12 protein-coding genes are annotated in these 12721 nt (G+C 42.0%); 2 read left to right on the top strand and 10 right to left on the bottom strand.

Annotation, left to right across the window (positions count from 1 at the left end; genetic code table 11):
- From CXF78_RS04735 to gmk, 10 genes are all read right to left on the bottom strand, one after another.
- Window positions 1–535: OB-fold nucleic acid binding domain-containing protein (locus CXF78_RS04735; protein WP_257984842.1), on the bottom strand; the 535-nt coding region annotated here is incomplete at its 3' end.
- Window positions 536–675: 140 nt separating this feature from the next.
- Window positions 676–1284 (bottom strand): response regulator transcription factor, encoded by a 609-nt coding sequence (locus tag CXF78_RS04740; RefSeq protein ID WP_011635847.1) that lies wholly within the window; start codon window positions 1282–1284, stop codon window positions 676–678.
- On the bottom strand, window positions 1281–2375 hold the full coding sequence (locus tag CXF78_RS04745; protein ID WP_102036131.1) for a sensor histidine kinase: 1095 nt from the start codon (window positions 2373–2375) through the stop codon (window positions 1281–1283). The genes CXF78_RS04740 and CXF78_RS04745 overlap by 4 nt, the downstream gene beginning before the upstream one ends.
- A gap of 77 nt (window positions 2376–2452) precedes the next feature.
- Window positions 2453–3133, bottom strand: coding sequence for a tetratricopeptide repeat protein (locus CXF78_RS04750; protein WP_180957050.1), 681 nt, complete (start codon window positions 3131–3133; stop codon window positions 2453–2455).
- A 219-nt stretch (window positions 3134–3352) separates the two neighbouring features.
- Window positions 3353–4282 (bottom strand): calcium/sodium antiporter, encoded by a 930-nt coding sequence (locus CXF78_RS04755; protein WP_102036133.1) that lies wholly within the window; start codon window positions 4280–4282, stop codon window positions 3353–3355.
- A gap of 140 nt (window positions 4283–4422) precedes the next feature.
- A complete protein-coding gene (locus CXF78_RS04760; protein ID WP_102036134.1) occupies window positions 4423–6078 on the bottom strand; it encodes an AMP-binding protein in 1656 nt (551 codons plus the stop codon).
- 246 nt (window positions 6079–6324) lie between these two features.
- A complete protein-coding gene (locus tag CXF78_RS04765) occupies window positions 6325–6708 on the bottom strand; it encodes a RidA family protein (RefSeq protein ID WP_102036135.1) in 384 nt (127 codons plus the stop codon).
- Between the two features lie 30 nt (window positions 6709–6738).
- Window positions 6739–8847 (bottom strand): bifunctional GTP diphosphokinase/guanosine-3',5'-bis pyrophosphate 3'-pyrophosphohydrolase, encoded by a 2109-nt coding sequence (gene spoT / locus CXF78_RS04770; protein ID WP_011635853.1) that lies wholly within the window; start codon window positions 8845–8847, stop codon window positions 6739–6741.
- Between the two features lie 13 nt (window positions 8848–8860).
- Window positions 8861–9139, bottom strand: a complete 279-nt coding sequence (gene rpoZ / locus CXF78_RS04775; RefSeq protein WP_011635854.1) for a DNA-directed RNA polymerase subunit omega — start codon at window positions 9137–9139, stop codon at window positions 8861–8863.
- A 60-nt stretch (window positions 9140–9199) separates the two neighbouring features.
- Window positions 9200–9823: a guanylate kinase gene (gene gmk / locus CXF78_RS04780; protein ID WP_102036136.1), complete on the bottom strand. Its 624-nt coding sequence runs from the start codon at window positions 9821–9823 to the stop codon at window positions 9200–9202.
- Between the two features lie 374 nt (window positions 9824–10197).
- Between gmk and CXF78_RS04785 the strand changes: the two genes are divergently transcribed.
- A complete protein-coding gene (locus tag CXF78_RS04785; RefSeq protein ID WP_011635856.1) occupies window positions 10198–11487 on the top strand; it encodes a DUF805 domain-containing protein in 1290 nt (429 codons plus the stop codon).
- Between the two features lie 75 nt (window positions 11488–11562).
- Complete coding sequence (locus CXF78_RS04790) at window positions 11563–12633, top strand: phosphotransferase enzyme family protein (RefSeq protein WP_102036137.1); 1071 nt, start codon at window positions 11563–11565, stop codon at window positions 12631–12633.
- Window positions 12634–12721 lie beyond the last annotated feature (88 nt).

Raw genomic sequence — 12721 nt, forward strand, 5'->3', positions numbered from 1 at the left:
CGGGTAATCCACCTTGGTCTAACATTGCCAAGGCTTGCTCGGTCAATTTTATCCAACTGGCTTGTTTTACCCCTTCTGTTGTCGGGTAAATAGGCGTCAGCGTGTCGCTTAATGTGACGGATTCACCAGGATGAATAATTTGATATTCCGGGTGAACAATTTCTTTATGATGATTGCCGCGGCGTATTTCACCGTAAGCCCGAATGCTGGCTCCATTTTCCATGGCGTTACGTTGTGCCATAGAAAAATTAAAAAATCGCAGGCTCATCATTCCGCTGTGATCGTGCACATTACACACTAACATGCGCCGCCGACCTTGCATGATTTGAGTCGACTGAATTTCTGCTTCGATGGTGCCATAACTGCCAGGAGGTAATGCGGCAATAGGATGGATTTGCGTACGGTCTTCATAACGCAGCGGTAAATGAAACAGTACGTCTTGTACTGTTTTAATACCTAACTTAGCCAGTTTTTCCGCAACCTTTTTAGCAACGCCTTTAAGGTCGGTGATCGGAACAAGATCCAGTCGTAGCAAATTGTGCTCACCTAAATTGATTGTTAAAGATGTAAAAACCATAGTGATTTCAAGCTATCAATCTCAAATCACTGTAATTATATACAGATGTTTAAGGTATCTTAGCAGACTTTGAATACAAGGCAATATTAAGCCACTAATTACAACCAACCCTTTTGCTTGGCTATTCTGGCGGCATCAATTCGGTTGCTGGCATTGAGTTTACTAATGGCTTCTGACAAATAGTTTCGTACTGTGCCTTCTGCAATAAACAACTGACTGGCAATATCGCTAGTTGATAAGCCTTCGCTTGCTAGGCGCAATGCACGTCTTTCTTTGTCGTTGAGAGGATCTATTTCACCAATAGCGGTGAAGGCTAATTCTGGATCGATAACTCGTTTACCCGCCATCACTTGTTTAATCGCATTAATTAAGTCTTCAGACGGTGCGTCTTTTAATAAAAAACCACCGACACCGTATTCTAATGCTCGTTTGATATAACCGGCTCGGCCAAAGGTGGTCAAAATAATCACTTTAGTCTGGCTGCGCTGTTGTTGTAACCATTGGCTCAGCTCTAAACCTGACTTACCCGGCATTTCAATGTCGGTGAGTAACAGGTCAAATGAATCTGTTTTAAGTTGTTGCATCGCTTTATCGCCGTCTTCGACTTCGACAATCTCTATTTCATTTAGGCTATCACACGCTAATGTGAGCAACGCGGCGAGGGCGCCTCTTACCATAGCTTGATCTTCGGCTAATAGAATTTTCATCTAACGGACTCACTTAGTGGCAATTGGATACTCACTTTATAATGGGGAATCAATTGATAGTCGATTGTGCCATGTAACAAGGTTACTCGCTCTTGGATGCCTGTTAATCCGTTGCCTTTGGTGATGGTTTTAACCGGCACATTCTCGATAAAGTTGAGTTTGAGCCAGTCTTGACTTGTTTCAATACACAAGGTGCAATGTGTCGCTTGGCTGTGTTTTATGGTGTTATTAATCAACTCAGTTAGCAGCAAGCTGATTTGCGATTCCATGAGTTCACTGAGTTTAGGGAATGTACCTTCTATGCTGACAGCAATAGCGTTATCTCTTAACGTATTGGCTAAGGTGTTTAACATTTGGGTTAACCCTTGATGTTTATAGCCCGATACCGTGTGGCGAATTTGGCTTAAACAGTCTCGAGTTATCACGCTCACTTGATGAATTTGCTGTTGCGCTTGGTCGATTTTACCTGAGGCAATGAGCTTGTCTGCCAGTTCAGCTTTTAAGGCGATTGCTGCTAAGTGATGTCCCATAACATCATGTAAATCGCGACCAATACGCTCGCGCTCTAATGCGGTGGCTAAATTGGCGACTTCATCTTTTGATTGTTGTTGCTGGCGTTTTATTCGTTGGCGATTTTGTTCAATCACACCAAACACTCCCACCCCTAAACAAATTCCCATACCATAAAAAGTAAAAAAGTAGCCTGTGTAACCCATGCTAATATCGATGACTAAAAGCAAAATGCTCAGTCCGATAAAACTCAATATTGCAGTGCGAAGTGAGTAGAAAAAACCAATAAAAAAACAGCAAAAACTGAATAGTGATATTGCACCACTGGTGACGAATGATGACGCTATGGCTGACAGAAACATTAACCCAATGGGTTTGAGAGCTTGCTCTTTGCTACTGTTATAAGCCCAGAAATAGCCAATAATAAAGGGCACTAATAATCCGATCGCGATCGAAATCTTTAACCATTGACCGGCCATAAAATACAAGGGAATAAAATAAAAACCTAAGTTTATGAGGTAAACCCAAGCGGTTCTTTGCTCGTAACTTTTTTCATGATTAGATGATAAACAAGATGTCATTGTGCCTCCTAGCGCAGTTAATCATAGAGTAACTGCGCGCTAACTAAAACCTATGCGAGTAATAATAAACTGGTCGATTACTGCTTTACTGTTTGTTGGTTTAACAGATATGTTGCCCAACCATACTGAGGGTCAACCTCAATGGCGGTTTGCCAATCTTGTAAAGCCCCTTTTAAGTCGCCTTGTTCTTGTTTCGCTAGTCCGCGCCAAGTATAGGCTTCTGCATGTCCCCAACAGATTTCGTTACAAGGCTGCCCAAATTGACTAATTGCTTGGGTTGCTAATGTTTGCGACTTGTCGAGGCCGCCACCAAATACGCTTGGGGTATAAAATGCATTAATTGCTCGCACTAAGCTGACTCGCGGATTGTTAGGTTCGAGATCGTTTGCTTGTTGCAGTAATTGCGCCGTTTTCATTCCTAATACGGTACCTTTACTATTATCAAACGAGATTTGCATTCCGTATACCGCAGCAAGTAGAGCTTGCTGGTCTGCAGATGGATCTTGGACTAAAAGGGATTCTAGTGTGTGCTGAGCATTGTTTAATGAATCTGTAGCGAGTTGACGTTGGCCGATGATGTTGGCTGTGATGGCTAGGCGATAATCAGCATAGGCTTTTTCATAATCAATAGCCTGTTCACTGTATTGACTAAGTTCAGTGATGTTCATTGTGTTGGCTGCAGCATCAATATCGCTAATATTAGCAAAGCTAGTGTGGCTGACTAAGGTTAAGCTGGTGATCAGTAGTAAGGTTTTCATGGCTATCTCCATTTACGTTTTCCCCAATCAATATGTTGTTGGGATAGGTGTAGTATGGTGATAGACGGAGGATATTCTTAGACATAAAGGTCATCAATTGAAGATGACAAATGTCATTTATTTTCAGCAGTACATCTTAAATGTGAGTGCAGTTTCAGAACTTGTTAATAAAAGACCGAATCAATATTCGGCCTTAGTATGAGTAATATTGTCGTTAACTTAAACCACTTGCATCACCAAGTAACTGGTGTAGCCAAGGTAACCAGCTAACAGAACACTACCTTCACGACGACCAATACGTAAGCCACTCCAAGCAAACGGTAATACCATGAACGCGAAGATCAACATGGCGATAAAATCGATTTCGTTAAATCCGGCTGCGGAAACAGGGTGGATTAATGCTGTTGCACCTAAAATACCGAGTACGTTGAAAATATTTGAACCTACAACGTTACCGATGGCAATGTCGCTTTGCCCTTTAAGAGCTGCCATCACCGAGGTGACAAGCTCTGGCATACTGGTGCCAATAGCCACAATGGTTAAGCCGATAATGACTTCGCTAATGCCAAACTGTTTGGCTAAATCGACTGCACCATCAACAAATAATATGCCACCACCAACTAACATTGCGATACCTGCAATAATTAATGCGATGGATAAGCCAGGGTGCTGCGGGCTGGCATCAACATCCAGGTCTTCTGGATTATTTTTGGCACTGACATAACTAAAAACTAAATAGCCAACAAGCGCGCTGAATAAAATGGCACCGTCGATAAAGCTCACTTCACCATCAAGCAGCAAAAACCACATTAATACCGAAGCGGCAATCATGATAGGGATGTCGCGTTTCACCATTTGAGATTGCACTGTAATAGGGCGAATAAGAGCGGTGATAGCTAGAATTAAACCAATGTTGACAATGTTGGAGCCGACGACATTACCTAAGGCTATACCTGGATTGCCTGCTAATGCTGATTTAACGCTAACGGCTAATTCAGGGGCGCTGGTACCAAATGCCACAATGGTTAAGCCAATAATAAGTGGGGCAATGCCCAATCGCAGCGCTACGGCACTGGCTCCGCGCACAAGAGCTTCAGCGCCAATGGTTAAAATAATAAAACCGCCGATAATGGATAACGCAATGAACATTCGAGTTTCTGCCTAATAAATGGTGCGCAACAATATTGTTAACGCTGCATAGTTGATGGCGCGTATATTGACAGAATATGTCAAAAAAATACACGCATATTGCGTGTATTTTTTGAAGGTAGATAATCGTTAGCTGATTATTACAACTCGTCTTCCCAGCGTACTTTGGCGCCGCGAACACCGTCTACTTTGGCGGTAAAAGCTTTTTCCAGTACATGACGTTTAATTTTTAACGTCGGAGTTAACACATCATTCTCAATGGTCCACTCATCATTGACGACGATGATGGCATCAACATGTTCGTGTGACTCTAAATGTGGATTAACACCATCGAGAGTCTCTTTTAATGATGTTCTTACTTCTTCGCGAGGCTGAAGTTTTGAACCTTCTGAAAGCTGCACTAACGCGATGGGGTGTGGTAAACCTGAACCGATAACACAAATTAAATCTACATGAGTGTCTTGAGCCAATTTACGTTCAATCGGCACTGGAGCAACATACTTACCTTTTGAGGTTTTGAAGTTGTCTTTAACGCGTCCGGTAATGTCGATGTAACCGTCTGCGTCAATTTCACACAAATCGCCAGTGTGGAAAAAGCCATCTTCAGTAAATGCAGCTGCGGTGGCTTCGTCTTGTAAGTAATAGCCGCTCATCAAGCCAGGGCTTTTGACCAACAACTCACCTTCTTCAGTTTGACGGACTAAGCATCCTTCAACTGGACGGCCAACTGTGCCTATCTTCTTGGCATTGAATGGGTAATTGATTATCGAGTAAGCACAGTTTTCGGTCATGCCCCATGCTTCACAAATATCAATGCCAATGTTGTTGTACCATTGAATCAAAGATGGTGGGATTGGTGCAGAGCCAGAACCGTTTAAGCGAGATTGATCGAGTCCTAAACCGCTCTTAATTTTACGTTTAACAATAGTGCTAATAATAGGCAACTTGAGTAAGGTTTTGAGTTTTTTCTCACCAATTTTGTTGATGATATTTAATTGGAATACTGTCCATAAACGCGGTACCGAGAAAAACACCGTTGGGCGACAGCGTTGAATATCATCAACAAATGAATCGAGGCTTTCCACAAAAGAAACCGTTGCCCCAGAGTAAAATGACGAACCTTCAATGGCCACACGTTCGGTAATGTGTGCCAGAGGTAAGTAAGATAGTAGTCGGTCAGTAGTATTAGTTTGTAAATCACGAACAACCGCTTCACAGGCCCAACCATAGCTGGTAAAGGTTTGAATCGCGCCTTTGGGTTTGCCAGTTGAACCCGAGGTGTAAATCAGGGTCATGACTTGATCTGCAGTTGGGAACTGCTCATCAACAAGCGGTTGTCCTAACTTTAATAGCTGTTCCCAATGGTATTGAGCCGGCATTGTTTCATATGGCATGGCTAAACGGAGAATTTCACCGCCAACCGCGGCTTCTTGTTCAGCCCAGTGATCGAGCTTACCGGTAAAGATAGCTTTAGCACCACTATGTTCGAGCACATAACGAATGGTTTCGGCATTCGCGGTTGGATAAACAGGCACACTAATGTAACCACCGTACATTAATGCTAAATCGACAATAAACCACTCAGCACAGTTTTTCGATAATACAGCAATTTTGTCGCCCCGCTCTAAACCCAAATGACGCAGTGAACCTGCAATTTGTTGCATCTTCTGCTGCACTTCACGCCATGTGAAATCAACATATTTACCGCCAATTGGCTGGCGAAGGTAAACTTTGTCACCTTGCGTATCTACCCAATGAGACAACATCTCAACAGGAGTTTTAATTAAATTTTCCATCGACGCTTCCATGTTCTTTATTGTTATTGTGGGTCTAATACCTATCGTATTACGTAAACTTAGTATGGCCATTTTTGTGCGCTGGCGCAAACAATTGCACAATATGTGTGCTAGGTAACACAATCAACACGTTAGCAGAATTTACTGAATAAACAATATATATTGAGCAAATACTCTACTGTGGGGAAACCATAGGCAATAAAAAAGGCGCCCTAGGCACCTTAAGAAAATATCGTACAGCTGTACTTATATTTCCATGATTCCGTCCATTTCAACCAATGATCCTTTTGGTAACTCTTTGACGCCAATGGCGGCACGAGCAGGGTAAGGTTGTTGGAAATAACGGCTCATTATTTCGTTTACAGTGGCAAAATGAGATAAATCGGTCAGGAAGATATTGAGTTTAACGATGTCACTCATTCTTCCGCCAGCAGCTTCACATACCGCGGTTAAATTTTCGAACACTTGTACGACTTGTTCTGCAAAATCATCGCTTACCATGGTCATGGTTTTTGGATCTAACGGAATTTGACCTGAAAGATAAACGGTACTACCGACTTTAACTGCTTGTGAGTAAGTGCCAATAGCTTGTGGAGCTGTGTCGGTTGCGATGATAATTTTTTCAGCCATAGTGTGTGCTCTCTTTATTGTTATCAGTGACTAGCGGTTACGCGATGTGCGTAATACTTCAGGTAAAACACGTATTCTGCGCATAACGTTTGCAAGATGAACACGATCTTTAACTGAAATACGTAAATTAATCAAATACACACGGCCATCACGTTCTTCGGTACTGAGATTGTGGATATTAGATCCAGCTGATGCGATGATAGACGTGATTTTAGCTAACGCACCCTGATGGTTTACAATTTCAACCCGTAGATTTGCTTGGTATTCTGCGCCTTCTACGTTGTCCCAGTGTACTGAAATATACTTATCAGGCTCGCCTTGATAGCCGCGAATATTGGCACAACTTTCCATGTGCACTACCAGGCCTTTGCCTGGGCTTACATGGGCGATGACAGCATCGCCAGGGATTGGGCGACAACAATTGGCGTAAGTGACCAACATACCTTCAGCACCACGAATTGGCATTTGTGGTTTTTCTTTATTGCTATCTTGCGAATCAAACTGCTCACCTACCAAGCGCTGGGCAATCACAATGCTCATGGCATTGCCTAAGCCAATATCTGCTAGCAGCGAGTCTAAAGATGTGTGTTTGGTTTCTTTGATCACTTTCTCAAGTAATTCGGCAGGAATGGTTTCAAGCTTTGTATCACCTAAGGCATGGTTTAATAAACGCTTACCTAATGCGATAGCGTTATCGCCTTTAAGACTCTTTAATACCTGACGAATTTTACCACGAGCTTTACCCGTTACGACAAAGTTTAACCATGCTGCATTAGGACGAGCACCTTTGGCGGTAATAATTTCAACTGTTTGCCCAGAAATTAATGGTTGGCTCAACGGGTATGCTTGACGATTAACGCGTGCGCCAACACAGGTATTGCCCACATCAGTATGTACTTCGTAGGCAAAATCGACGGCAGTGGCATTGACCGGTAATTCTAAGATGCGACCTTCTGGCGTAAATACGTAGATTTCTTCAGGGAATAATTCAGTTTTAACGTTTTCAACAAATTCAAATGAGCTGCTTGCACTTTGCTGTAACTCAAGCAAACTTTGCATCCATTTATGAGCACGAACTTGAGAAGTGCTTTGTTGAGCCGTATCGGTATTGTTTTTATACATCCAATGCGCAGCAACACCTTTGTCGGCCATTTGATCCATTTCTTCAGTACGAATTTGCACTTCAACAGGAACCGCATGAGGGCCAAATAATGATGTGTGTAATGATTGATAACCGTTGGCTTTGGGAATAGCGATATAATCTTTAAAACGTCCTGGTCGCGGCTTGTATAATCCGTGCATAGCGCCGAGCACGCGATAGCAGGTATCAATAGAGTCAACGATAACTCGGAACGCATAGATATCCATGACCTCTTGAAATTGCAGTTCTTTACTGCGCATTTTTCGATAAATCGAATAGAGGTTTTTTTCACGACCTTTGACTTTAGTGGGGATCCCAGCTTCTTCAAGGCGTGTTTCAATGGCTACTTCAATACTGTTAATTAATTCTTTACGATTACCACGAGCTGCTTTGACAACATCACGTATCACTCTATGTCGCATAGGGTAATAGGCTTGAAAACCTAAGTCTTCAAGTTCGATTTTGATATTGTGAATACCTAATCGGTTAGCAATTGGGGCGTAGATTTCTAGGGTTTCGCGAGCAATACGACGACGTTTATCAGGGCGAAGTGAGCCCAGTGTGCGCATGTTGTGAGTTCGGTCAGCCAACTTGATGAGGATAACTCGAATATCTTGAGTCATTGCCATCATCATTTTACGGAAATTTTCCGCTTGGGCTTCTTTTCTATCACGAAACTTGATTTTATCAAGTTTTGAAACACCTTCCACCAGTTCTGCAACCGCCACCCCAAATAACTCTGTGAGTTCTTCTTTGGTGACAGGAGTATCTTCGATGGTGTCATGAAGCAAGGCAGCCATAAGCGACTCGTGATCGAGACGCATGTCTGCCAAGATGCGGCTAACCGCAACCGGATGGGTAATGTAAGGCTCGCCACTTGTGCGCATTTGCCCTTCGTGGGCATCACGCGCAACCAAATAGGCCTGCTTGAGTAATTCTACTTGATCCGGCTCTAAATAGCTGGATGCTGACTCTTTTAGACCTTCAAACAGATACAAGTGGCGCTACTCCTTATAAAACGCGGCCTTCTGCAATGGCTGCGACAGCGGCAATTTCAGCAGCTTCACGTTCACGAACAGTTTGGCGCTCATCAGCATCTAAAGTGTTTGAGGTGACTAAACCTAATTCGATTTCACGTAAAGCGACAACCGTTGGTTTATCATTCATCTCATCAACCATAGGTTCTTTACCTTGGACGGCGATTTGGCGTGCACGACGCGCTGCAACCAGGATCATATCAAAACGGTTGCCGATTTTATTTACGGCGTCTTCTACAGTTACGCGAGCCATGTGTTGAAACTCCAGTGTTATCTATGGGAAAAAATGACGCAAAATTGTACACTATGACAATTAATCTGCCAAGAGATCAACAATCATATCATTTTGCGCATGCTGCTGACTAGCACAGGTTAGCCTTTGACTGCGAATAATGGCGCTTAAATCGGCTAGCGCGTTATCAAAATCATCATTTACAATTATAAATTCGTATTGCGCATAATGTGACATTTCCGAAACGGCTTGTGCCATGCGCGAATCAATCACTTGCTGACTATCCTGACCTCGGCCAGTTAAACGACGTTCAAGCTCAGCTTTAGACGGCGGTAAAATAAACACTCCAATAGCCGTTTCCATTAATTTTTTTACTTGTTCTGCGCCCTGCCAATCAATATCAAGAAATACATCGATACCTTTATCTAAGGTTTGTTCGATGACGAGCTTGGAAGTGCCATAAAAATTGCCAAAAACTTCGGCCCATTCAATAAAGGCATTTTGGGCAATTAGTGCTTTAAATTGTTCAACAGTAATAAAATGATAATGTTGTCCATCGACTTCGCCTGGACGAGGTTTGCGGGTCGTATGTGACACTGAAACCTGTTTATCGCTGGGTTTATCTTTTAATAGTGCTGATATAAGTGATGATTTACCTGCGCCACTAGGGGCTGACACAATAAAAAGATTTCCACGAGTGCTCATAAAAAGGGTTTCTCATCCGATTATTCATTAAGAAAGCTTAATATTATACTCGTTAACTGTGGGGTTATGCTAGCGCAATGATAGATATTGGTGTTAGGTCTAAAATGCTCAAATAGCTATTAGATTAATGAAATCAACTCTTGGATTGCTTAAAAGTGACTTAAGCAATAATGAATAAAAAAGTAACGCAAAAGCTAGGTTGGGTATGGCTTTATAAGATAAATTCTGTAGGCTTTGCGCTATTAATAGCGGGTGTCGATTTTGATGATGAAAACAATCCATTTGTGTAGTAATAACGCACGATAATCACCGACTCATTCTGTTATGTAGCCAGCTGTTTTTTTGATTTTTTTGTAAATGAATAGGAATGATTGATGTCTGTAAAAACCCTACTGTGCCGAGATGGTCGTGACACAGGCTTAAGGTTAATGGGAATTATTTTAGCTGCATTTTTGTTGCTAATAGTCGCTGCTGTTGTATTTCCGGCAAGTGTAATTAATTGGATTGTGACGCTAGCAGTAATGCCTGCCGTGGGTTTGTCGGCTGTGCGTCGCTTAAATGATGCCAATAAGTCGATTAAATTGGCTGCGATTTGTGTTGTTCCTGTATTGATTTTTGGCATATTGAGCTACTTTATGGCGCCTTTTGGCGCACTAGCAGGAGTGTTTTTGTTTGGCCTGGCTTGTGGTGGCTATCTAGCATTCTTACCTGCTAAAAATTCTATTAACTATGTGCAAGGATATTATGGACCAAGCATGGTACCAATATCCATTTCGGGCTCGGTTTATCATCGACAAGAACCGGTAATGAAAGGGCAGGTTATGCCTGTTCATGATCAGCCTGAGAGCACTTTCCCATCGATAGAGTCGGCTGATGAAGTCGTCTTTACAGGTTCAACTCATTCGAATTCTGCTGAGAGACACAAGCAGCAATTTAATGATGATGTGGAGCCGCAAACAAGTTTCGAGCAAGCTGGCACACACATGGAGCAAGAGTTTGATACGGCAACAGAATATGATCCGGTCAATTCATTTTCTACGTCGTCTGAACGTAGTCATCAGCCTCTTTATGTAGATCAAGATGCGTTGCAATCAGGGTCGATTACTGAACTTGCAAAATCTTGGCTGAATGTGGCTAAGTTACACCAAACAAAGCTGATTTTAATCGGTAAAATCACTGCGGCTATTATTGCAGTTGGTATAGTGGTGTATTTGGTTTTTGCTTTAATTAGTGTATTTTCTGGCGACGGCACAGAACAAACTGAGCATGTTGATGATATGAGCAATCAACAACAAGCCAGCATTCGACAAATGGTCAAATTGCCTGATGGATTTTGGCTCGCTTTAGAGGGTGAAATCCTTATCGTGCGCTGGCTAGGTGAAAGTGGCGATAAACAAAATTTATGGCGTTTAGCGACAGCAATAGGCGATAAAACCTGTGCCAACCTTGAATTTAATGACGGCAGCCGTTACCGACCAATAACGGTTGATTTACTAGACGATGGTGCCAGTGAAGCTAGATTTACCCCACTGGATAAAAATGCCATTGTTAATCATGTAGCACTTAGAGGTAACTTTAAGTTGTGTGGTTATGAATTTAGTTTAAAGGGCAGCCAAGCAACATTAATGCAAAACCCTCAATTTGAAATGATACTAAGCCAGTAACCATTAGTCAGATAACCAAACAGAAGAAAACGTTGGTTATCTCTGGCTTTGATGAACATGATTTGGAGTTTTTGATTGGTCAATTTTATCCGTAAAAATGTATTACCTCAGTTTGGTTTTAGTCGTGAACATAGTACGCTTTATCCATTGGGTAATGGCCATATTAATCAAACCTTCTTGGTGAGTGATGAATCAAAATCGTTGGTGTTGCAGCGTATTAATACCCAAATATTTACCGACCCCAAAGTGGTCATTCAAAATGCTGCCAATATTAGCCAGCACTTACTGATTAAACGCCAACAGCAGCATTATCCATTACAAGTGGTTAGCCCAATAGCCACTGTAGCAGGTACACTTTACTTGGATTTAGGCGAACAAGGCTTTTGGCGAGCAATAGATTACTTACCTCATAGCACTACAATTGAAGTGGTTGATACACTAAATCAAGCTAAGTTGGCGGCTGAGGCGTTTGGGCATTTTGCTGAAGCGTTAAGTGATTTGAACCCTAGTTGCATTGCCGATGTTATCCCTAACTTTTTGAATTTACCTCAACGAATGGCTCAATTGCGTGAGGCAAAGGCTGGTGACACTCATAATCGATTCAGTCATTGTAAAGATTGGGTCGGTTTGTGTTTGTCACAAACAGATTTATTGGCAACATTGGTACAATACGAAGCCGAATTACCGATTCGAATATGTCATAACGATACAAAAATCAATAATATGCTATTTGATAACCGAGACATGTCCAGCATGGCCATTATTGACTTAGATACCTGCATGAAAGGATATTTGATGTATGATTTTGGTGATATGGTACGCGCTTTTTGCTCTCCAGAGACAGAAGATTCAACCAATTTAACCAATGTATATGCCCGACCTGAGATTGTTATTGCAGCAGCAACATCGTACATAGAATCTCTAGGTGGCATTATTACTCCGCTAGAAAAACGCAGTTTATGGCTAGGGACTAAAGTGATGTCATTAATGCTTGGTGTACGGTTTTTAACTGATTATTTAAATGGCGATACTTATTTCGGGGTTAAGTATCAAACTCACAACCTTGATCGCGCTATAAATCAGTTAACTATTTATCAAAGTCTACAGCAGCAAGAAGCACAGTTAATGCCACTATTTAACTCGTAGTCACCACGGTTAACTAACTTCAGCTTGGTATCATAACGATTGTAATAAATAGCAGAACAAAGAGCTGTTTAACCATTGGACGCTATTG

Source organism: Shewanella sp. 11B5 (assembly GCF_002836795.1).
Taxonomy (GTDB): Bacteria; Pseudomonadota; Gammaproteobacteria; order Enterobacterales; family Shewanellaceae; genus Shewanella; species Shewanella frigidimarina.

Bases quoted from the DNA above. Each gene is read 5' to 3' on its own strand.
- CXF78_RS04750 (WP_180957050.1), bottom strand. From the start codon at position 3,133: ATGAAAACCTTACTACTGATCACCAGCTTAACCTTAGTCAGCCACACT.
- CXF78_RS04765 (WP_102036135.1), bottom strand. From the start codon at position 6,708: ATGGCTGAAAAAATTATCATCGCAACCGACACAGCTCCACAAGCTATT.
- CXF78_RS04755 (WP_102036133.1), bottom strand. From the start codon at position 4,282: ATGTTCATTGCGTTATCCATTATCGGCGGTTTTATTATTTTAACCATT.
- CXF78_RS04740 (WP_011635847.1), bottom strand. From the start codon at position 1,284: ATGAAAATTCTATTAGCCGAAGATCAAGCTATGGTAAGAGGCGCCCTC.
- CXF78_RS04785 (WP_011635856.1), top strand. From the start codon at position 10,198: ATGTCTGTAAAAACCCTACTGTGCCGAGATGGTCGTGACACAGGCTTA.
- CXF78_RS04760 (WP_102036134.1), bottom strand. From the start codon at position 6,078: ATGGAAAATTTAATTAAAACTCCTGTTGAGATGTTGTCTCATTGGGTA.
- gmk (WP_102036136.1), bottom strand. From the start codon at position 9,823: ATGAGCACTCGTGGAAATCTTTTTATTGTGTCAGCCCCTAGTGGCGCA.
- CXF78_RS04745 (WP_102036131.1), bottom strand. From the start codon at position 2,375: ATGACATCTTGTTTATCATCTAATCATGAAAAAAGTTACGAGCAAAGA.
- rpoZ (WP_011635854.1), bottom strand. From the start codon at position 9,139: ATGGCTCGCGTAACTGTAGAAGACGCCGTAAATAAAATCGGCAACCGT.